This window comes from Bradyrhizobium sp. ISRA442, assembly GCF_038085055.1.
Taxonomy (GTDB): domain Bacteria; phylum Pseudomonadota; class Alphaproteobacteria; order Rhizobiales; family Xanthobacteraceae; genus Bradyrhizobium.
On sequence record NZ_JALGCN010000010.1, the window covers coordinates 254978 to 275476 of the forward strand.

Below are 20499 nucleotides of genomic sequence, written 5' to 3' on the forward strand. Positions count from 1 at the left end.
GATGTTGGGACGCGAAGGCCAGGCTACGGTTCTGAAATAGTTATCAGGACCGTGACCCGATCAATGATCTCGACTGCGCCCGCGACGGGCGGGACGGACGCTGGACCGCGGCGGGGCGCTCGATGAGCGCATGACGAGCCGGTACGGCAACACGACACTTCTCGGGACAGGACTTCCCGCAATGGCATTGATGAGATAATCGGCGGCTCCCCGGCCGATTTCTGCCGCCGGCACACTGACTGTTGTGAGCGGCGGGTCCATTTGCGCCGCCAGCTCCACATCGTCAAATCCTGTGATGGAAAGCGTGGCCGGTACGGCCAGACCCATCTTGCGAGCCTCTGCCATTGCACCGATGGCAAGCGTGTCGGTGGTGCAGATGACTGCTGTCGTGTCCGGGTGATCGGTGAGGAGTTGACGAAGAGCACTACGGCCTTGGGCAAGCGAATAATCGGCCTTGACGATCTGGGTTGGCTTGAGCGGGAGGCCGGCGTCCGAGAGCGCGCGCTGAATTCCCTCGAGCCTGGCGCGGGATCTGTCATTGGACGCGGCAACAACGTTGGCAATCGCGCCGAAACGGACGTGTCCAAGCCTTAGCAGATACTCCGTCATCTCGCGGGTGGCGCTTTCGTTGTCGATTCCGATCGCGGGGATGCCGCCGCCGGCCTTGGCAACATAGGTGGTGATGACGGGCACGCCTGCCTGTTCGATCAGGCTCCTCAGCTCCCGTCCGTGGGAAGCTCCGACCAGCACGATTCCATCGATGCCACGTTCAATGAGACTTTGCAGTTCCTGAAGTTCACGCCGCTGGTCATATTGCGAATTCGCAATGAACAGCGTGTAGCCGCTTTCGCTGAGGCGGTTCTGGAGTGCTTCCACCCCTTCTGCAAAGATGCCGAGCGCCAGCGTCGGAACGATGACGCCGACGGTCCGCATGCGTCCCGATTTCAATGCTCTGGCTGCGCTATCGCGCGTGTAGGCGAGGTCATTGATATGCCGCATGACTCTGTCGCGAAGCTCCGGCCGTACGATATCGGGGTGATTGAGAACCCGCGACACCGTCGCCGGCGACACATTCGCCTTCCGGGCAACGTCCTCGATCTTCACGCGTGGCTGCTGGCGGCCTTTTGGCGCGATTACAGGTTTCTTGTCCATTAGCGTTGGTCAACCAGGAGAAGGAGAGGGTCTCCGCTCAAAGAGTTAAACCATCACGACCGCCACCTTCTCAAGTCCTGTATGCGGGCCATCGGCGCTATTTTCTGGCCCTCTCATGCGCAGATGGAGCGGGACAAAGCGAATCTCATTCGAAAGGTGGTTGATTCGCTTGACTCCGGTTCTTGCACAGCCTAAGTCTGAAATCGATTTCAGAAATCGAGGAGCCAAGCAACTCGATTTCAGGTAAAACCGAAAGCAAGGATGCATGGTCGATCTCTTGAAAGGCATTCGTGTCCTCAGCCTCAATCACTTTCTGATGGGTCCGGTCGGCGTGCAGTTTCTCGCCGACCTCGGTGCGGACGTGATCGCCGTGGAACCGCCCGGAGGGGCCTTTCAGAGGAAATGGGGCGGGGCGGACAAGCGGGTTGATGGCCAGTCGATGTTGCTTCTGACGGGAAACCGCAACAAGCGCAGCCTCACGCTCGATCTGAAAAAACCCGAAGCCGTGGTCATCGCCAGGCAACTGATCGCGAAATCGGATGTGATCGCAGAGAACTTCCGCCCGGGTGTGCTCGACAAGCTTGGTCTCGGCTACGAGGATGCAAAGAAGATCAATCCGCAGATCATCTATGCCGCTGCCTCCGGCTACGGTCCTGACGGGCCCTACGTCGATCGCCCAGGCCAGGATCTCTTGATCCAGGCGCTATCAGGACTTGCGATGATCACCGGAAGTCGCGAGCAAGGGCCGCGGGCTGTCGGCGTTTCCGCCATCGATCATCACGGCGCTGCCTTGTTCGCGGCGGGGATCCTAGCTGCCCTGGTGAGGAAAGCGCGCACGGGGCAGGGCTGCCGCGTCGATGTTAGCCTACTGTCGGCTGCGCTCGACCTGCAGATGGAATCCTTTACCTGCTACCTGAACGGCCAAAGGCCTGAGGACGTCCGTCAGCCGGGACCGGTGGCCGGCTGGTACTACGGCGCGCCTTACGGCATCTATGCGACACGCGATGGACACATTGCGATCTCTTTGGGATCGCTGGAGGCGCTCTCAGACGCGCTTGGCCTTCCGGCCGACCAGCGAATTCCTGACGAGGAGGCGTATCGCCGGCGGGACGAGGCCTCAGCCATGATTGCGGCCAGTGTCGCCAAACGCACAACCACCGAATGCATCGTCTTGTTCGAGGCGCGTGGAATTTGGCACGCCGCGGTGAACGATTATGCCGACGTCGTTGCGGATCCGCAGATCGCGCACAACAGGAATTTTCAGGTCGTGACCGGCGCAACCGGAACTCCCATCACCCTTGTCAGCCATCCCGTGCGCTATGACGGCGAGCAGCCGGACGTGCGTTTGCCGCCGCAAAAGCTCGGTGCGCAAACGGAAGAGATTCTGAAGGAGCTGGGCTATGACGCCAGGAAATTGAAGCATCTTTACGATACGGGCGCCATCGGCACTGCGGGCTAGCATCACGAAACGAACAAAAGAGACTTCTCGAAAGTAGCACGCTTAGGTCAGGAGGGCATGGTGATCGGCATAAACTTGCGCGCGGCTTTCCTTCCGGTGCTGCTGGCGAGGTTTGCTCCTCGGCAGCGATGCAACCAAGCACGCTTGGAAGCCTCGTGAACATTAACCGTTCACGCCAGTCCAGGATCTGTTGGTAAAGAGCTTTAAGTTGCCGCCAGGCCAAAGCCGCGCGGCGAGTTTTATGTTGGACCAGAAGCCATGTCGGAAAGCCAATATCTGCCCGCGCGCGAGCGTATGCTGAAGCGCATTGCCGAGACCCGGGACACTGCACGCTCGGGCTTGCCACATTGGGCGAGTGCCGCCGACGGAAAATGGACGTTTACGCCCGATGGTGATTGGACCGGCGGGGCATTTGTCGGTGAGCTTTGGCTCGCGCATCTTGCTGATCCCAGGCAGTTCCTGATCGAAGACGCGCGTGCTGCGCTAAGCCGAATGTTGCCGCGTGCCGAGCGGCTTACGGCCTTCAAGGGCTTCGGCTTCTATCATGCTGGCGCCCTCGGCAGCATCCTGTTCAAGGAAGAAAACGCGCGCGCGGTGGCTCTGACAGCAGCAAGCTCGCTTCGTGATATGTTCGATCCACACCTCGGACTGATACCGTTGGGCAGGGATGCCGAAGAGGCGAGCGCAGTCGGAGCCTCCGAGAGCAGCATCGATTCGCTGCAGGCGACAGGCCTGCTCTATTGGGCCGCGGACGAGCTTTCCGATGCGCGGATCGAGGAGGTCGCCAATGCACATATGCGGCGGGTCCTCGAGATCCACGTGCGGCAGGACAATTCAGTTATCCAGTCTTCCACCCTTGATCCACACACCGGCAAGGTGCTCAGAACGCACACGCACAAAGGATATAGCGATATCAGCACCTGGGGCCGGGCGCAGGGATGGGCGATGCTCTACACCGCGCACGCCGCCATGGTCCGCCCGGACGAACCGCTATGGCGCGACTACGCCGTGCGCCTTCTTGACTGGTGGATCGACCATGTCCCTGCGGATCTCATTGCCTTCTGGGATTTCGACGATCCGGCGATCCCCAACACCAGCAGGGATACTGCGGCCACTGCTATCGCTGCTGCCGCGGCGCTGCGCCTCGCATCCGCACTTGGTCCTGAGCGGGGCGCCAAATATCGATCATTTGCGGAGCGCACAGTTACTCAGCTGAGCTCGAAATACCTGACACCGACTGCTCCCGATGACCCGCGCCCGCCTGGAATGCTCACCGGCGGCTGCTTCACCCGAAAGGCGATCGTGCGCGATATCGATGCGGCCCAGAACGTCGAGCTGATCTTCGGAAGCTACTTCCTGTTTGAATGCCTTGCCATCCTGACGGATCTGGTGCCGCCTGGCTGGATCTAATGAGGAGGCGCGAAAGGCTTCCAACGCGAGCAAAGCCTCAAACCAATCTTGTTTGTGACGCCACGCCAGTCAATCTGTCCAAAAACTTCGACGGCATCGGCTCCACTCCTTAGATGTTTGCGATGGCATGATCGAGTTCGACAGCAACTGAATGCCTCCTGTCTGGAATCCCTTACATGAGAAATGCGAAAACTCCCATCTATCGAGGCTTGTTCCCGGTCGCTCCGACGCCGTTTACGGACTCTGGAGATCTCGATCTCGAGGGGCAGCGGCGCGTTCTCGATTGCATGATTGATCAAGGCGTGGACGGAATCTGCATTCTGGCCAACTACTCCGAGCAGTTCCTGCTGTCTGATCAGGAACGCGATATTCTGGTCGAGCTCTGTCTTTCGCATGTCGCGGGCCGCAAGCCAGTCATGGTGACCTGCAGCCATTTCAGCACCCAGATTGCGGTGCAGCGCGCCCGCTATGCGGCCGAACGTGGCGCAAGCCTCCTCATGCTGATGCCGCCTTATCATGGTGCAAGCCTGAAGGCGGATGAAGGCGCCATGATCGGGCATTTCGGCCGTGTCGCAGACGCAGCCGGGATTCCAATCATGGTCCAGGACGCGCCGCTCTCCGGCGTGACATTGACGGTCCCGTTTCTCGTCCGGCTCGCTTGCGAGGTGCCGCTCGCCAGATATTTCAAGATCGAGGTGCCGTTTGCGGCTGCCAAGCTGCGCAGTCTGATCGAGCTCGGCGGCGAGGTCATCATTGGTCCTTTTGACGGGGAGGAAGCCATCACCATGATGGCAGACCTCGATGCCGGTGCGATCGGAACAATGTCAAGCGCGCTGCTGCCCGATCTGCTCCGCCCCGTGCTCGATCACCACAAAGCGGGACGCAGGCAGGAAGCCGCTCTTGCCTATGCAAAGGTGCTGCCGCTCATCAATTTCGAGAACCGCCAGTGCGGCCTGCGCGCTGCCAAGAGCGTGATGGCTGAAGGTGGCGTGATCAAATGCGAAGCCGTGCGGCATCCGCTCGATGGGCTCCATCCGGCGACGAGAGCTGGATTGATCGAGCTTGCGCACGAGCTCAACCCGCTGGCTCTTCGTTGGGGGCATTGAGGCATGAACAATCCGGAACAAGCGGTGCAGGCAGAACCTGTGTACCCCGAAATTAGGATGTTCATCGCGGGCCAATGGACGGAAGGGGGGTCGGATCGCTCGGAAAAGATCCTCAACCCCGCGACCGGACAGCCAATTGGCGAAACTCCTTATGCGTCCCGCGGCGATCTCGATCGTGCGATCATGGCCGCTAAGGAGGGCTTTGAGATTTGGCGAAAGGTTCCGGCCTTTGACCGGTACAGGACGATGCGCAAGGCCGCCGATCTCATACGCTCGCGCGCAGCCGACATCGCAGCAATCATGACCCTCGAACAGGGTAAGCCGCTGAGCGAGTCGAGTGCTGAAACGCTCCTTGCTGCCGATATCATCGACTGGCTCGCCGAGGAAGGGCGGCGCGCTTATGGCCGGATCGTGCCGGCGCGCTTTGGCAATGTCGCCCAGCTCGTGACCAAGGAGCCTGTCGGGCCGGTTGCGGCATTTACGCCCTGGAATTTTCCGATCAACCAGGCCGTACGGAAGATCTCGGCGAGCCTTGCAGCGGGCTGTTCCATCATCGTCAAGGGACCTGAAGAAACGCCAGCGAGCTGCATGGAGCTGGTGCGTAGTTTCGCGGATGCGGGCTTGCCGGCGGGCGTGATCAATCTCGTCTTCGGGGTGCCATCCGAAGTTTCAGATCATCTCATACGCCATCCTGTCGTCCGGAAAGTCTCCTTCACCGGTTCGACCGTAGTCGGAAAGCATCTCGCAGCCCTTGCCGGCGCCCACATGAAGCGCGCCACCATGGAGCTCGGCGGGCACGCGCCTGCCATCGTCTTCCCAGATGCCGACGTCGAGAAAGCCGCAAGAATCTTGTCGGCGAACAAGTTCCGCAATGCGGGCCAAGTCTGCGTGTCGCCGACGCGGTTTCTGGTGCATGAGAGTATCTATGAAGATTTCGTCAAGAGGTTTGTTGCCGAGGCCAGCGCGATCAAGGTTGGCAATGGTCTTGAAAGAGATAGCCGCATGGGGCCGCTCGCCAATGCGCGGCGGCTCGATGCAATGGAGAGCTTTGTCGCGGACGCTCTCGATTGCGGCGCCCAGTTGCGCACCGGCGGCAAGCGTATCGGCAATGCGGGGTACTTCTTCGAGCCGACGGTCCTGACCGATGTTCCACCTCAAGCGCGCATCATGAATGAAGAGCCGTTCGGCCCTGTCGCGCCGATTGCGCGGTTTAAAACCTATGACGAGGTCGTCGCCGAGGCCAATCGACTGCCTTTCGGGCTCGCCGCCTACGCCTACACGCGATCGGCCGCAACGATGGCCGCGATCGGGGCCGATCTTCAATGCGGGATGGTGTCGATCAATCATCATGGGCTTGGGCTTCCCGAAGTGCCTTTCGGAGGAACGAAGGAGTCCGGCTTCGGTTCGGAAGGTGGCCTTGAGGCAATCGAGGGCTATCTCGACACCAAATTTGTGAGCCAGGCGAGCTAGAACCGGAATACCAGGTGCCAAACCGGAGCAGAACGATTTGCTCGACAGTGCCGCCGGATCGCCTCAAGCGCTCCGCTCTTCTCCGCTGGCAGACCGGTACGTCTGCCTTCTCCCCAGACTTGAGCCGCTGTCGGAGAAATCCGGCAGCGGTCCTTTTCTTTGCTGGACTGACACCTTCTTGTTCATCCAGGCGGGAGCAGAAATGAGATACTTTGTCCGGCAAATCAGCGCGGACGGATAACACTGCGTGTGCCAAAGCCCTCAAATATCCGCGCCAATGATAGCCCGCGAGCACCACGAATATTGGCGCGGCCCAGCATGACCATCGCCTGGAATTTCTCGGCGATGACCATCTCACGCGCATAAGCGCGCAGATGCGGAGCAGGAAGATCGTGGAGAACCGACAGGTCCATTTCCAGTAGACCCGGTTCGACCGCATCACCGAAGGCGATGGCGAGAACGATACAGGTCTTGGCGGTATCGACCAATGCGTCGGCGGTGATACGCAGGCCGCCATAACTCGGTTTCCTCGCGAATGCGATTGACCTTGACGCTGTTTGGATCGAACTCCACCCCATCGTTATATGAAACGCCGCTGACTTCTTTGAAGATGCGGACCATCTCGTCCTAATCATCGTTCTCGATGCCGAGGGAGTCGAGGGGGCACCACGGACTCGTGGAAAAATGGCCCGCTTGGAGCCATACCAAGCGTTTACGATCGGGCCAAATGTGGTAGGGTCAGTTCACCTTTGCCAGCGACAACTGAGAGGTTGAGTTCCTGCGCGGCAGCATCCAGGACCGGCACGGAAACGGCACTCTCGCGCGCTAGGCGCACAGCACACTCGATGTCCTTTGCAGCATTTGCAATCGAGATTGCCAGTGCATCTGGTTTCTCTCCCAACAAAAAGGCGGCGAAGGCTTGGAATATTCCACTGTTCGTAGAGCCCCGACTGACCAAAGAGCGTAGTGTTACAAGATCTATCTGAAGACTATCCGCGAATTGGCAGACCTCAGCGGCGACCGCAGCTATGCCCATAGTCATGCTGTTGTAAACAAGCTTGAGCTTGTGGCCGTGTCCGACATCTCCAACATGCATAACGGTCTCGCAAAACGCAGCAAGAATGCGTTCAGCGACGGGAAAGAGTGTTGGATCCGATCCAACCATCGCATTGAGAAGGCCGAGCTCTGCTTGCTCGGGGCTTCGTGTTACTGGAGCATCAATAAAGCTTAGACCTCGACTTTGCGCCGTTTTCGCCAATGCAATGGTCGAGGCAGGATACGAGGTCGTGCAATCAATTATCAAACCTCCTTGGCGCATGTGAACAAACAGTCCATCCTGGTCGAGGCACACAGTCTCAACTTCGCGGCTGGACGGTAAGGACAACACCACCACACTTACATGCCGCGCCAACTCAGCGATCGACGTATGCTCGCGGGCCCCTGCACCCGTCAGGCGATCAGCACCGAACCGGTTCTTGTTGACTTTGATGTGGAGCTCGCTTTGCTGACGCAGCAGGCTGATGCCTATACCCGTTCCCATGCGTCCCGCTCCGATAAGCCCTATGCTCTGCTTGATCGGTTTGGGAGCCGCGTTCGCTGATGATCCCTTGCTCATGACTTAGCATTCCGAAAAGAAGCCATGGCTTTGTAGGATGGGCAACAGCTCGTGATGGTTGTTGATCGTGTAATCTGGACGCGCGGCTTGCAGGCGCGAGGTCGAAACAAATCCTCCGGTAATGGATATGCTTGTCAGCCCGAGATTGCGTGCAATATCAGTCTCGACGGGCATGTCGCCGATGATGAAGGTTGATGAGGGCTTCAGGTTGTGCCTGTCCATATAAAGGCGAAGCCGCTCTCCTTTGCTCATCGATTTGTATTGCGTGGCGCGGCTTTCAAAGGCGAGCACATCGGTGACGTGGTCATCCACTCCAAGTCTCCTCAGCTGGAACTGTAGAGGCGCGACTATGTGGTTGCTGAGGATGATGAGTAGAGCGGATTGTCGTCGCGCTAACTCGAGCACTCTGCGCGCCCCCTCACGTAAATCGGCTTTATCCGCAAGAGGCTCGTATGTGTCGTGAAATAGTGCGCCATCGTCACGCTCCAGTGCCTCAACCTCCTGCTGCGACATTCCGAGGCTGTGGTAGAAACGAGAGAGAGGAACATCACAATGCTCTCGAAGGGTGTTTATATCGATGCGCGGACGACCAAAGCGGTCCAAAATAACGTTGGTCGTTTCGAGCAGCGCGTACGTGTCATCGAGCAGTGTTCCGTTCCAGTCAAATACGAGCGCGGGTTTCATGATCCTGACCTCAGACGGGGATTGACAGGAAGAGCGGCCAGCAACACTTCCAAGTTTCTGTCCGCGCGCTGCCGTCCAGCGGGGGTCGGCATCTCCAACGTGAAGGGTGACAAATCGATGCCCTCTAACCTGTTGGCCAATATGGATAAAAGGGCGCGGAAGGGCAGATAAGTTATTGTTGCTGCTTGGATCGCCGTCGCAATGTTGCTTTCAAGCAGTCTAAGGGCTCGCGGGTCCATCCTGTGAAAGCGAAGGCACTGGGCGCGCAGTTCGGGCGGCAGTCGCTTAAATGCCTGCCAGAATGCGAGCTCATCTAGCGTATCAATGCCCATGCCGTAGTAGTTTGGAGCAACTATAGGCGGCGAACCAATCGCCCAATGCACGGCCTTGGCTCCAGCGGCAAGGAGCATCGCTGTGACGGCTTGGCTGGTGTCGCCTCGAATGAGGGCCTCGTCGGCAACTATTATAGTCCGATTAGCGACGGCAGGTTCCGACACGCGATACTTCTGAGCAATGCGAGATTGCCGGGCCCTGGATTTGCCCAGGAGCGTTCGCTCAGGAAATTGCGTTGCCACTACGTCAGTACGTTCGGCGGGCACGCCCTGTTCGGCGAGAGAGTCAAACAGACCATCGGCGTACGGCCCCCCAGTATTTGGCATGGAGGACACGATTGGCGGCAGCAAGAGTGGCTCTGCTTGAACTCGCTCCGCAACAATTCTCCCCAAGGCGAGCCCGATGTTGTAACGGGTTTGGCGATGTGAATGGCCCTCGACCGACGTGTTCGGACTTCCCAAATAGAGAGTTTCGTAGGCGCAGAGTTTGGCCTTATATCGTCGGCGGTTCAGAGTATGGTCAACGCTGCCGCCCGTCTTAGCGTCCACGCGCTGTATGCTCCCAGGCAAGAGCTGCTGGATCTCACCTTCCAAGCCAGCGAAGGCACAAGTTTCAGAAGCAAAGAGCAACAATCCATCATCTGTCCGCATAGTCTCCAATGGTCGCAAACCGCTTCGATTGCGGTATGCAACAAGATCTCCGTTCTTATCTAGCAACAGCGCGGTAATGGCACCATCGATACGGTCATCAAGCTCGCGAAAGATAGCTTCGTAGTCTGCGGGCAAGCCGTGACGCCAATATTCTCGTTCGCAAGATCGTTCAATCCACCTCAGCAAGAGCTCGGTGTCTGTGTTGGTACCTATCAGTTGGCCCTGAGCGCGTAATTCGCTCCTGAGTTCACGAGCGTTCGCCAAGGCGCCGTCCAGAGAAATTGCAAAATGGCGGCTAGGAATGGAGTGCGCATCGCCGTCACCCCTAGTTCCACAGGATCCGCTACGGATCTGCGCGATGGCAACATGAGGCCGAAAGCGCGGCTCCTGTTCGATGCAGTCAATGCGCACTGAGTTATCGTTCGATTGAAACGCCGTTCCGTATCGGATCCCACGCTCTTGCATGAAAGCAGAGACGACGACACCTGCTTGCCCACGGAGTGCAAGTGTCGGAATCATTTTCTTCAGCTGATCAACAACACGCGACGATGGTTCGCTTGAAGCGCAGATAAACGCACCGGCGACACCGGACATATAGTCACCCACTTGTTAAGGAGCCGATCTGGCGGGGCGCCTCGCATGGCTAATATGCCTATGAAGGCGGAAGTTCGCTTCATCCTTAAGCAAGCGTCGTACCACTCCTTTGAAAATACTGGCTGGCACTTCTAGAGCGAGCAGAATTGGAAGACGAGCCGTCTAGCCACTCAGTGAGTGCTGTGCGTCGTTCAGGCTCTCACACGGTGTTCAAAATGCTACGACTGTGTGCGAAAAGCGCCACACCGGAGCGAGAAGGTACGAGCGCTTGAAGTCGGTGAAAGCCTGCTGATCTTCCACTCATGCCTTCCAGTCTGCGGTAAGCACCAAAGCGGGTCCTTACGGACGATCAGCATTAGAAAAGGCTCTAAGCAGGCTTGGTTAGCGGCGCTTTGGTATTTTCGTGTTTTGCTAGTAAGAGTCGGCAGATGATGCAGAGCGAGTTCATCGCGCGATGCTGATACCGCGAGCCGGGTCCTGGACAGCCGAAGTGCGCCCGTCAGTCTGCGCGACAGAGTAACGAATGGACTTATAGGCACCGGACCCTCGAGCCACTTTCAGCTCGACGGCGGCCACATTGAGCGGGAGACATACCAACGGCTTTTCGGCGCTCGCGACATGGGTCTTAACATCCTTTCTAATCTACGTGATGTAACCCCAGCTCGTGCCGACGGGGCGTTCTTCTTCTATCTTGATCTGAACAGGCTTGCATCTGCTTTGCAGGACGAAGGTCGCGTTGGAGTGACGGATGATGTTGCAAGCTGGCTCCTGAAGCAAACCAATGTGGCTTGCGTTGCGGGAGGCGCGTTTGGCGACGTCAACGGCCTGCGACTCTCATTCGGCGTCCCACCGGCGGCATCGGCGATCGGACTGAAACGCATCGTCCAGGCGCTAAATTGCCTTAGGATCAGATAGCCGCCGGTCCGGTCCCAGATGAAAGGCATGGTTATGAATATCTGCGCTTAAGCTGATGACTGGCACTTCGCAATATAAGCAGCTCCTATGTCCGTTAACGGCGAGCATCGGTTGAACAGTGACATCAAAGACCGCGATGGGTCCCCCGCCTCTGGAGGTCACGTCTCCTGATCTGGTCTGGAATAGAAGGATCGGTTAACGATCTCACTACCCGGTAAGCTCTGCTGCACTCGTTCGCTCGACGTCGGAGAAGACACAAGGGGCGCAGTCGCACGCACGCAAGTTGTCGCGGTAGGCGGGAGTGCTTGGTCCGAAACCGAACGCGTCCGGTGTCACGAATCGGTCAAGCCGCTTCCAACTCCGACTTTGATCAGACAATCGCCAGCGTTTCCTTTGATTGGAACTGGCCCAGAGCGTGCATCGTGGCAGACGGGAGCCCCATCGGAGCCTCGCGACATGAGCAACAGTTGCGGCGCCTTCAAATCGAGTGGATCACCGAAATTAGGTTCGGAGACAGTATGCGCATCTGCGGTATCAAACTGACTCATGACGGAGCAGTCGCCCTTGTCGAGGACGGACGGCTTGTCTTTTGTGTCGAGCAGGAGAAGCTGGACAACAATCCGCGATATAAAAAAATCAACAATCTCGATGCGGTTGTTGTCGCCTTGGCAGAGCACGGTTTAGGTCCGCGGGACGTTGATCGGTTCGTCATCGACGGATGGTGGGGCGAGGTTGAGTCACAATTTGAGGTTTTCAGTGGGACTGCACCCATTACCCTTAAAGGGGCACCGTATGTTGAGGGCGAGGCCGAAGGCCTCCTCACAGCGCACGACGGCTCTGGGCTGATGCTCAACGGGAGCGCCTTCCCTTATCAAAGCTATCCGCATGTCACAGCCCATGTGGCTTCCGCTTTTTGTACTAGCCCTTTCGCCAAGGCCGGGCAGCCCGCGTTTTGTCTGGTGTGGGACGGCGCCTCCTTTCCACGTCTCTACCATGTAGAACGCCGCGCAGCCAGGTCCCTCGAGTGCCTCTTCCCCCTGATCGGGCATGCCTATGCTGCCGCAGGCTATCACTTCGGACCATACAAGCAGTCGAACCGGACCAAGTGGGACCTCGGTGTTGCGGGCAAGTTGATGGCCTATATCGCGCTCGGTTCGGTCGATGAAAGCATCGTCGAGGTGTTCCAGGAGCTCTACGAAAAGCACTTTATCTCGTTTACGGAGCCAGTCGGTCGTTGCAGCGAGGACGCCGCGCTTGAGCCTGTCCATGAGTTCTTCGATGCCAGCGCGCTACGGTTCAAAGCCAAAGCCCCTGAAGATGTGCTTGCATCCTTTCATTGCTTCCAAGAGCGTCTGCTCGTTAGCAAACTCGCGAGTGCTATACAGAGACATTCGAGGCTTCCCGCGCGCAATCTGTGCATAGCCGGCGGCTGCGGTCTCAACATAAAATGGAATAGCGCACTGCGAGCTGCCGGCTTGTTCGATGCTATCTGGGTGCCACCCTTTCCGAACGACAGTGGCTCGGCAATAGGTGCCGCTTGCTCGGCATTGGCGGCGGACCAAGGCTTTGTACCATTAGAATGGTCCGTCTATAGTGGTCCAGCCGTGGAACGAGGCGACGTGCCGCCCGGATGGGGCGGCTCACCATGTAGCATGCGTGAACTTGCAACCATTCTCGCCAGCAACAAGCCCGTCATTTTCCTTGCCGGCCGCGCGGAGGTTGGACCTCGGGCTTTGGGTAGCAGAAGCATACTCGCCGCGGCGACATCGCCGCGAATGAAGGACCATCTCAACGACGTCAAACTTCGCGAGCGCTTCCGGCCTGTAGCGCCAATATGCCTGGAGGATCGTGCGCCTGATATTTTTAGTCCTGGAACGCCAGACCCTTACATGCTTTTCGAGCACCTAACACGAGCGGAGTGGCGGGATAAGATCCCCGCTGTTGTGCATCTGGACGGCTCTGCGCGATTGCAGACTATTTGCAGGACCTCTCAGCACAAAATCGCCGAACTTCTCGTCGAATACGAAGGCCTGACGGGGATTCCGCTACTGTGCAATACCAGCGCCAATCACAATGGACGCGGGTTTTTCCCGAATGCGGCATCTGCCTGCCAGTGGGACCGCGTTGACCACGTGTGGTGCGATGGCATGCTGTGGACGAAACGCGAGGGCGGCGACTGAGCGCTGGCCAACGGCATCTTTCTCTCTCAGCGCGGGGACGCGGGACCGTACGCCGAACATCGTATACCTCCGCGAGAGGCCGCCTTGTTGGACGAACGCGATTGCTGCAGGCCCCAGGGGTGATCCTAGGAGAAGCGCCATGACTTTCGAGGGCGGAGGTGATCACATCGGTAGAGCGGCGGCGCGGTGGTCGCTGGATGAGAAGGAGCGGCTTGTTGCAGCATCGCTGGAGCTCGGCGCCATTGCTTCCGAGGCGGCTCGCATGGCCGGCCTTCATGTGAGCCAGCTGTGTAGGTCGCGCAAGGAGCTTTGCAAGCACACTGAAGCGAGTAGATAGCGCCGTTCGTGGCGGTCGAGATTGGGGCGTCTGTGCCGCCGCCGGAAGTGCCCGAAGCGCCATTGACGACCACGGCGGCGCGTCGACGAAGGACAGGGCATCATTGAGATTGATCTTGGTACCGGGCACCGCATCCGGATCGATGGCGAGGCTGATGGCGACGCTACGTCTGTTCTCGATGCTTTGGTCCGCCGATGATCCGACGAATGCGCCACTTTGGGTAGGGTAAGCCTGTAGTGTGACCGGTAAGTTATTGATGTACTCAGGTCGAGGCTCACTCTTAATCAATGGCCCTGTCAGCGTTCTCTCATGCAACAAACCTTGGAGCATCTTGTTCAATCAATCGCGATAATCGGATGTTGCGCCTCCCCGCAACCACCGATGCTTGCGATAGCAAGCCATCCAGAGCCCCGGCTTGCGAAAGGAAGTCGGGGTTTTTCTTGCCCGCCGCAAAGCGCAGGATCGCGGCCAGGTCACCCCGCAATACGACAGCTAGCTCTTCGCCATTGCGGACGAGTGTCACCTGATCGACCAACGTTCGGAAAACCTCGGCCGCTTCGGCTGTCTCGCCTTCGCTTTGCAGGCTCTCGTACAGGGCCGCCACGCGTTGATGGTAGATCCCCGCCATATTCGGGTGGAGGAAGGGCGGCGGCTCCTCCGCGTTCGCGAGGAGGTCGATCAACTCGGCCTTTCGCGCTTCCAGAGCGCCAATCTTGTCCTTCAACTTCGCTCCCGGCACGCCCTCAAGGATAGCTTGAATCGCTTTGTCGGGTTCGCGCTCAGTCCGCTCGAACTCGCGCCGCTGCGCCTCGACATCTGTTCCGCGCTCGATCCTCAGCCGATTAGCCGATTTACCTCCCGGGTAAATTCTTGTCAGAATTCCTTGAACAGTTCGGGCTCCATGAGATGCGTCTGGAGGCCCCTCAACACGGACGCCTCCAGCGCGTCGCGCCGGATGTTCAATCGGTTATTGCAAATTCCCTTGTTGCGCGCCGTTGCGCAGCCGAGCAAGTCCTTCGAAACCATCGTGTACCCGCCGCCGCAGAATCCGCACTTCGCGAGGCCGGCTAAAAGGTATTTGGGCCGGCGGCGCTCATTAAGTTTGTTCTCGCCAGGCGCTGACGGCTCGCAGGCGAGCGCCTGCTGACGCGCCTTAACCGCATCCCATGTTTCCTGATCAACAATACGCAGCTCGGGGACTTCTTGGATCACCCATTCGGATTCAGGATTCAGGCGAGAAACGCGCTTTCCGGTATCCGGGTCTTTGAGATAGCGGAGGCGGTTCCAGACGAGACGGCCGACATAGAGCTCGTTGTTGAGAATGCCAATGCCGCGTTTTGGATTGCCGTGAATGGTCGATGGACCCCATTCAGCGCCTTGCGGTCCAGGTACACCTTCGCTGTTCAGTTCGAAAGCGATTGTGCGTGAGGACTCGCCCCCGAGGTATTCTGAAGATCCATCGGACGAGAGCCGCTTCGGCGAGCACCACAGCAAACCTTCCGCGCATCGCAGGTCAGCCGGGCACGTCTTGATCGTGATGTCGAGGGTGGGGCGCTGCGTATCCTAAACGCCGAGAGATAGTCGTCGCCGCATTCACCACAAGAGGCGCCAATTGCAGTTCGCTTTGCGGAGTAAAATGAAAAACCGGCATTGTGACGGCAATTGCGGCCGCAACTCGCCCCCTTCGATCGTGGATGACGGCTGCGATAGAGGCGATCTCTGGAATGAACTCTCCCACATTTAGCGCATATCCTCGCTCCCGAATGCGGCAGAGTTCACGTTCAAGTACGCTCGCATCAGTGATCGTCCGTTCCGTGTAGGATACGAGGCCGAGTGCCAGAACCTCTTCCAGGGTCGGGACGGGCATTTGCGACAGCATGGCCTTTCCAGTAGCAGTGCAATGCGCTGGGTTGCGGCGACCCGGTGCAGCGACATGCTTAATCGAACCAGGGCCAAGAACATGCTCGATGTTGATGGCCTCCGTCTTGTTCCAAAGGCTGAGCGAGGCCGTTTCCCTCGAACTCTGGGCAAGTTCTTCGAGATAGGGTCGCGCCACACTGACTACATCGAGATCAGCAAGAAGCCTGCTCGCCAGCGCGATAAGCTCAACCCCGAGGACAAACCGTCCAGTTTCGGCCTCGCGTTCGACAAATCCGTTGTGTTCGAGGGTCGCCAGAGTCCTCGAAACTGCGCTTACATGCTTTCCTAGCCGTCGCGCAATCTCGTTTACACCGATCGGCCTTTCACTCGCGCCGAGAACTCTCAGCAAATTTAATGCGCGTTGCACGGTCGTAACCTCACCGCCGGCTCGGTCGCTTGGGAGACGTTTGCCAAAACTCATCGAAATAACCTCAGCTGCACTTGACAGTTCGTCATGGGCCTGTCACTTTGTGCAACATAATTGCATTATTTGCAACACCAAAAGGGAGGTGTGAATGTCTGGCGGTGAACCGCTGCGCTTAGAGCGACTTTGTAAACAGTATGGCGGCGTGCAAGCGGTTCATGATGTCTCGGTCCAGATCAAGGCTGGCGAGTTTGTGTCGTTTCTCGGGCCAAGCGGATCCGGTAAAACAACGACGTTGATGATGGTTGCGGGATTCGAAACACCTACCGCTGGCCAGATCTTCATTGGAGCTCGACCGGTTACTGGGCTGCCAGTGCACAGGCGAAACATTGGGGTAGTGTTTCAGAACTACGCGCTGTTTCCCCATCTCTCCGTTTTCGAGAACGTGGCATTTGCACTGAAGATGCGCGGAGTATCGGGCTCTGAGCTTCGAGCGGGCGTCGCCGAAACGCTCAATCTTGTTCAGCTCGGTGGCTACGAGGGGCGTATGCCTCACGAGCTGTCCGGTGGTCAGCAGCAGCGAGTTGCATTGGCGCGCGCGCTTGTGTTCCGCCCAAGCGTAATCCTCATGGATGAACCGCTCGGAGCGCTCGACAAGCAGCTCCGAGAGCACATGCAACTCGAATTGAAGCGTCTACAGAGATCTCTGGAGACAACCGTAGTCTTCGTCACGCACGACCAGGGTGAAGCACTCACAATGTCTGATCGGATTGTTGTGATGAATGAGGGAAAAGTCGAGCAGATCGGAACGCCGGAAGAGATATACGAGACTCCGCGAACGCGCTTTGTTGCTAGCTTCATTGGTGAATCTAATTTCCTCGACGCTCATCTTAACGAAAGAACAGATCAGGGCCTCCTGCTCGATGTTGGTGGCTTGCAGGTTCGATCGACCTGGCAGGGGTTCGAGCGCCAGACGGGACCCGTGACCCTCATGATTCGACCCGAGAAGATCATTCCTCTTGTTGCCGGTTCGCGCGCCGACAACGAATTCGAAGGCGTAATCCAAGAGGTCGTCTACTGCGGAAATGTCGTTAAATACCGCGTCCAGTTGCGCATTACGCCTCCGGTGTTTGTCACTGTGGCGGCTCCGCGCCACGCCTGCTCCCCTCGATTCCAGATCTCCGAACAGGTGAGAATTGGTTGGGATGCACGGGATGCACGACTTCTTACTGGGGAGGCGAAACGCACAACCAAAGGTGTCGAGAATCACGAGGCCTGGTCGGCATTGTTTTCCACCACGGATGTAAATCGCATGGCAATCCTGCCTTCATGATTTCCGTTAGGAGAGAGTTCATGTCGTACGAGATTATCAACTCCGGGCGGCCGACCCGACGTGAGGCGTTAAAGGGGTTCGGTGCCGCGGCGAGCGGAGCGGCGCTCGCGATTGGCGCCCCGGGCATTCTCCGGGCGCAAGCATCGGCACTTGTCGTGGTCTCCGGCGGCGGAGTGTATGAGGAGGCGATCCGCAAAGCAGTGATTGATCCTTTCCAGCGTGAGACGGGCATCAAGGTGACCTATGTGTCTCCGGCCGAAGAAGCGAAAATCAAGGCGCAGGTCGATAGCAACAATGTGCAATGGGATGTGGTGGAGTTATCCCGGCCCGCTTTTCGACCGGATGCGTCCAAATACCTCGAGGAAATCGACTATGGGGCGTTCGATAAAGAAACGCTGGAAAACCTTCTGCCTGAAGCAAAGGCAAAATACGCCGTAGGCTCATACGTCTTCAGCACAGTCATGGGATTCTCAACGGCCGAATACCCGGCCGACAAGCCACGCCCACACTCATGGGCCGAGTTTTGGGACACCAGCAAGTTTCCGGGGCCACGCTCCCTCAGGTCATGTGCGAACGGAGATCCGACCACTGTCGAATTTGCGTTGCTGGCGTCCGGGTTTCCCAGGGACAAGCTGTATCCAATCGACTTCGACAAGGCATTTACGTCCCTCGATCGCATCAAGCCGCACATTACGAAATTCTGGACCGATGGAGCCGCCGCGAACCAGCTCCTGTCGGATCGTCAGGTCGGGATGGCCTCAGCATTCAATGGCAATATAGAGTACCTTAAGGCCCAGGGTGCCGCCGTTGATTACCAGTGGGACGAAGGGGAGCTTAGCGCGCTTCACTGGGTCGTGCTGAAGGGCACGAAAAACCGGGATGCGGCCATGCGGTTTGTGGCCTACCAAGCCACCGCGCAAGCGCAAGCTCGACTTAACAATCTCATTTTTTATGGTCCGTTAAATCGCGCCGCCTTTAAATACATAGAGCCCAAGATCACAGCCAAGCTACCCACGGCACCCGAGAATATTGACAGACAATTCTTCCGTGATCTGGCATATTGGGGTGCTCAATCGTCCTCTGGCAAGTCGAATATCGAAGTGCTCGTCGAGCGCTGGATTAAGTGGGTGGCCAGCTGATGGCCACCTCACTCCATGCCTTGAGATCGGCCATCGCGTGGTCGGTCCACAATCGCGAACCCTCGCTCTTGCTTGCTCCGGCTGCGCTCCTGCTCGGGATCTTCTTCTTCATCCCACTCGCTGGTCTTCTCTCTCTCAGCCTACTCGATCCCGGTCCGACCTTCGCGCATTACCAAGAGTTCTTGGGTAACCCAACGAACTGGATCATACTTGCCCGCACCTTCGCGCTGGCAACGAAGGTTACGCTGATCTGCCTTCTATTGGGATATCCACTCGCCTTCTGGATCGTCTCGGCGCGCACCTGGGTTGCCGCCGCGCTATTGCTTGCGGTTGTGTTGTCGTTCTTCACGAGCTACCTCGTGCGTACATATGCATGGATGGTGCTCCTCGGACGCTTTGGCGTTATCAACCAGTTATTGATGGCGCTCGGCCTTACCGAACGGCCCCTCGACCTCATCTACAATCAGTTCAGCGTGCTTGTAGCGATGGTCTACATCCTCATGCCGTACACGGTGCTGGTGCTCACGAGCGTAATGAGAGGGATTCCATTCGGTCTGACTCGCGCTGCTGCCTCGCTCGGAGCCTCTCCGGTCCAGAACTTCTGGCGCGTATTCTTTCCTTTGAGCGCACCGGGCGTGATCGCGGCCGGGCTGCTCGTTTTCGTATTCGCGCTTGGGTTCTATATCACGCCGGCGCTGCTCGGCGGTCCGAATACGATCGTACTGCCGATGCAGATCGACACTTATGTGAATGGAACTCTTAATTGGCCGCTTGCCGCCACCGCTGCTACCGTGCTCCTCGCAGTCACACTCGTGTTCTATTCAGTTTCTAACTATTTCGTCGATAGCGAACGCCTGTTGAGCTCTCGGCAGGGCGCTGCCCAATCAACAATCTCTACCGTTCGTCATTCAACCAGCGGTTATGTGCGGCTCATTGATCTCGCTACGGCTCTAGCGCGCACCGTCGGAAATCACATCCGCTTTCCGACTGGCGTCACCAGAAATTGGGAGCGTGCCGCGCTTGGTGGTAAGCTATTGCGAGGGATGAGCTTGATTCTTATTGCGTTCCTCGTCAGTCCCATCCTGATTATTATTCCGATCTCGTTCAGCTCTTCACGGTTCCTTGATTTTCCGCCTCCTAGCCTCTCACTACAGTGGTACGAGGCCTATTTCAAAAGCGAAGCTTGGGTCTCCGCCACCGTTCAGAGCTTGGTCGTCGGGATCGCTACCGCGCTTGTAAGTCTTGCCGTCGGTTCAGCAGCTGCGATAGCACTCGTGCGCGGCAGTCCGCGAATGCGCCGTATCGGGTACCAGCTCTTGCTCGCACCCCTGATCGTTCCGGTGATCATCAGTGCGGTGGCGCTCTACTTCCTCTTTGCGCGACTGCAACTCGTCAATACGTCTCTCGCGTTGGTGATAGCGCACAGCATCGGTGCCGTTCCGTTGGTGGTGCTGATCGTCGCCGCGAGCCTGCAGGCCCAGAACGTACGGCTTGAGCACGCTGCCGCGAGTCTCGGGGCCTCGCGCATCGTTACAATCTGGCGAATCGTGCTCCCACCCATCCGTCCTGCACTAGTAGTCGCCGGGTTCTTTGCTTTCCTGGCATCATTCGACGAGGTGGTATTGTCGCTCTTCGTAAGCGGACCGAATACCAAAACTTTGCCGGTCCAAATGTGGTCGGGAATTCGCGAAGAGATCACACCCACGATTGCAGCGGTTTCAAGCCTACTGATAGCGTTCACAGTCCTCATATACGCCGGCGTTGAGGCAATGCGCCAAGTGGGTGAGCGGCGGGGCAAATAAGCGAGCTGACAGTGAAGGAGCCAACGTCGGTGAGTA

The 20499-nt window shown here is 57.9% G+C and carries 18 protein-coding genes; 10 read left to right on the forward strand and 8 right to left on the reverse strand.

Annotation, left to right across the window (positions count from 1 at the left end; translation table 11 throughout):
- Nucleotides 1-60: 60 nt before the first annotated feature.
- On the reverse strand, nt 61-1152 hold the full coding sequence (locus tag MTR72_RS22345; RefSeq protein ID WP_092219738.1) for a LacI family DNA-binding transcriptional regulator: 1092 nt from the start codon (nt 1150-1152) through the stop codon (nt 61-63).
- A 265-nt stretch (nt 1153-1417) separates the two neighbouring features.
- Here MTR72_RS22345 and MTR72_RS22350 point away from each other — a divergent pair, with 265 nt between their 5' ends.
- The 4 genes from MTR72_RS22350 (at nt 1418) to MTR72_RS22365 (ending at nt 6597) form a co-directional block, all read left to right on the forward strand.
- Nucleotides 1418-2611, forward strand: a complete 1194-nt coding sequence (locus MTR72_RS22350; protein WP_341510993.1) for a CaiB/BaiF CoA transferase family protein — start codon at nt 1418-1420, stop codon at nt 2609-2611.
- Nucleotides 2612-2869: 258 nt separating this feature from the next.
- Complete coding sequence (locus tag MTR72_RS22355; RefSeq protein WP_341510994.1) at nt 2870-4021, forward strand: hypothetical protein; 1152 nt, start codon at nt 2870-2872, stop codon at nt 4019-4021.
- Between the two features lie 176 nt (nt 4022-4197).
- Entirely contained in the window at nt 4198-5127 is a 930-nt protein-coding gene (locus MTR72_RS22360) for a dihydrodipicolinate synthase family protein (protein WP_341510995.1), read from the forward strand.
- Between the two features lie 57 nt (nt 5128-5184).
- Nucleotides 5185-6597: an NAD-dependent succinate-semialdehyde dehydrogenase gene (locus MTR72_RS22365; protein ID WP_341510996.1), complete on the forward strand. Its 1413-nt coding sequence runs from the start codon at nt 5185-5187 to the stop codon at nt 6595-6597.
- A gap of 224 nt (nt 6598-6821) precedes the next feature.
- Here the strand turns inward: MTR72_RS22365 and MTR72_RS22370 are convergent, their stop codons facing one another.
- The 4 genes from MTR72_RS22370 to MTR72_RS22385 form a co-directional block, all read right to left on the reverse strand.
- Nucleotides 6822-7085 carry a nucleotidyl transferase AbiEii/AbiGii toxin family protein gene (locus MTR72_RS22370; protein WP_341510997.1) on the reverse strand — a complete coding sequence of 88 codons (264 nt, stop codon included), beginning with the start codon at nt 7083-7085 and terminating at the stop codon, nt 6822-6824.
- A gap of 224 nt (nt 7086-7309) precedes the next feature.
- A complete protein-coding gene (locus MTR72_RS22375) occupies nt 7310-8212 on the reverse strand; it encodes an NAD(P)-dependent oxidoreductase (RefSeq protein ID WP_341510998.1) in 903 nt (300 codons plus the stop codon).
- A 3-nt stretch (nt 8213-8215) separates the two neighbouring features.
- Nucleotides 8216-8896, reverse strand: a complete 681-nt coding sequence (locus MTR72_RS22380; protein ID WP_341510999.1) for an HAD family hydrolase — start codon at nt 8894-8896, stop codon at nt 8216-8218.
- On the reverse strand, nt 8893-10473 hold the full coding sequence (locus MTR72_RS22385) for a hypothetical protein (RefSeq protein ID WP_341511000.1): 1581 nt from the start codon (nt 10471-10473) through the stop codon (nt 8893-8895). The genes MTR72_RS22380 and MTR72_RS22385 overlap by 4 nt, the downstream gene beginning before the upstream one ends.
- A gap of 618 nt (nt 10474-11091) precedes the next feature.
- Between MTR72_RS22385 and MTR72_RS22390 the strand changes: the two genes are divergently transcribed.
- The 3 genes from MTR72_RS22390 (at nt 11092) to MTR72_RS22400 (ending at nt 13905) form a co-directional block, all read left to right on the forward strand.
- Nucleotides 11092-11388: a hypothetical protein gene (locus MTR72_RS22390; protein ID WP_341511001.1), complete on the forward strand. Its 297-nt coding sequence runs from the start codon at nt 11092-11094 to the stop codon at nt 11386-11388.
- A 518-nt stretch (nt 11389-11906) separates the two neighbouring features.
- Entirely contained in the window at nt 11907-13568 is a 1662-nt protein-coding gene (gene nodU, locus MTR72_RS22395; protein WP_341511002.1) for a nodulation protein NodU, read from the forward strand.
- Nucleotides 13569-13707: 139 nt separating this feature from the next.
- Nucleotides 13708-13905 carry a hypothetical protein gene (locus tag MTR72_RS22400; protein WP_341511003.1) on the forward strand — a complete coding sequence of 66 codons (198 nt, stop codon included), beginning with the start codon at nt 13708-13710 and terminating at the stop codon, nt 13903-13905.
- Between the two features lie 307 nt (nt 13906-14212).
- Here MTR72_RS22400 and MTR72_RS22405 read toward each other — a convergent pair whose 3' ends face one another.
- From MTR72_RS22405 to MTR72_RS22415, 3 genes are all read right to left on the reverse strand, one after another.
- Nucleotides 14213-14629 carry a hypothetical protein gene (locus MTR72_RS22405; protein WP_280968809.1) on the reverse strand — a complete coding sequence of 139 codons (417 nt, stop codon included), beginning with the start codon at nt 14627-14629 and terminating at the stop codon, nt 14213-14215.
- 149 nt (nt 14630-14778) lie between these two features.
- A complete protein-coding gene (locus MTR72_RS22410; RefSeq protein ID WP_341511004.1) occupies nt 14779-15399 on the reverse strand; it encodes a recombinase family protein in 621 nt (206 codons plus the stop codon).
- Between the two features lie 19 nt (nt 15400-15418).
- Nucleotides 15419-16246 (reverse strand): IclR family transcriptional regulator, encoded by an 828-nt coding sequence (locus MTR72_RS22415; protein ID WP_280968811.1) that lies wholly within the window; start codon nt 16244-16246, stop codon nt 15419-15421.
- 94 nt (nt 16247-16340) lie between these two features.
- Between MTR72_RS22415 and MTR72_RS22420 the strand changes: the two genes are divergently transcribed.
- Genes MTR72_RS22420 through MTR72_RS22430 form a run of 3 tightly spaced genes read left to right on the forward strand, consistent with a single transcriptional unit; the run spans nt 16341 to nt 20463 of the window.
- Nucleotides 16341-17522: an ABC transporter ATP-binding protein gene (locus MTR72_RS22420; protein ID WP_341511005.1), complete on the forward strand. Its 1182-nt coding sequence runs from the start codon at nt 16341-16343 to the stop codon at nt 17520-17522.
- A 20-nt stretch (nt 17523-17542) separates the two neighbouring features.
- Nucleotides 17543-18661: an ABC transporter substrate-binding protein gene (locus MTR72_RS22425; protein ID WP_280968813.1), complete on the forward strand. Its 1119-nt coding sequence runs from the start codon at nt 17543-17545 to the stop codon at nt 18659-18661.
- Complete coding sequence (locus MTR72_RS22430) at nt 18661-20463, forward strand: ABC transporter permease subunit (protein ID WP_341511006.1); 1803 nt, start codon at nt 18661-18663, stop codon at nt 20461-20463. Before MTR72_RS22425 ends, MTR72_RS22430 begins: the two co-directional genes overlap by 1 nt.
- Nucleotides 20464-20499: the final 36 nt, after the last annotated feature.

Excerpts from the sequence above, each read along its gene's own strand:
- MTR72_RS22345 (WP_092219738.1), bottom strand. The coding sequence starts at position 1,152 with ATGGACAAGAAACCTGTAATCGCGCCAAAAGGCCGCCAGCAGCCACGC.
- MTR72_RS22350 (WP_341510993.1), top strand. The coding sequence starts at position 1,418 with ATGGTCGATCTCTTGAAAGGCATTCGTGTCCTCAGCCTCAATCACTTT.
- MTR72_RS22355 (WP_341510994.1), top strand. The coding sequence starts at position 2,870 with ATGTCGGAAAGCCAATATCTGCCCGCGCGCGAGCGTATGCTGAAGCGC.
- MTR72_RS22360 (WP_341510995.1), top strand. The coding sequence starts at position 4,198 with ATGAGAAATGCGAAAACTCCCATCTATCGAGGCTTGTTCCCGGTCGCT.
- MTR72_RS22365 (WP_341510996.1), top strand. The coding sequence starts at position 5,185 with ATGTTCATCGCGGGCCAATGGACGGAAGGGGGGTCGGATCGCTCGGAA.
- MTR72_RS22375 (WP_341510998.1), bottom strand. The coding sequence starts at position 8,212 with ATGAGCAAGGGATCATCAGCGAACGCGGCTCCCAAACCGATCAAGCAG.
- MTR72_RS22380 (WP_341510999.1), bottom strand. The coding sequence starts at position 8,896 with ATGAAACCCGCGCTCGTATTTGACTGGAACGGAACACTGCTCGATGAC.
- MTR72_RS22385 (WP_341511000.1), bottom strand. The coding sequence starts at position 10,473 with ATGTCCGGTGTCGCCGGTGCGTTTATCTGCGCTTCAAGCGAACCATCG.
- MTR72_RS22390 (WP_341511001.1), top strand. The coding sequence starts at position 11,092 with ATGGGTCTTAACATCCTTTCTAATCTACGTGATGTAACCCCAGCTCGT.
- nodU (WP_341511002.1), top strand. The coding sequence starts at position 11,907 with ATGCGCATCTGCGGTATCAAACTGACTCATGACGGAGCAGTCGCCCTT.
- MTR72_RS22400 (WP_341511003.1), top strand. The coding sequence starts at position 13,708 with ATGACTTTCGAGGGCGGAGGTGATCACATCGGTAGAGCGGCGGCGCGG.
- MTR72_RS22415 (WP_280968811.1), bottom strand. The coding sequence starts at position 16,246 with ATGAGTTTTGGCAAACGTCTCCCAAGCGACCGAGCCGGCGGTGAGGTT.
- MTR72_RS22420 (WP_341511005.1), top strand. The coding sequence starts at position 16,341 with ATGTCTGGCGGTGAACCGCTGCGCTTAGAGCGACTTTGTAAACAGTAT.
- MTR72_RS22425 (WP_280968813.1), top strand. The coding sequence starts at position 17,543 with ATGTCGTACGAGATTATCAACTCCGGGCGGCCGACCCGACGTGAGGCG.
- MTR72_RS22430 (WP_341511006.1), top strand. The coding sequence starts at position 18,661 with ATGGCCACCTCACTCCATGCCTTGAGATCGGCCATCGCGTGGTCGGTC.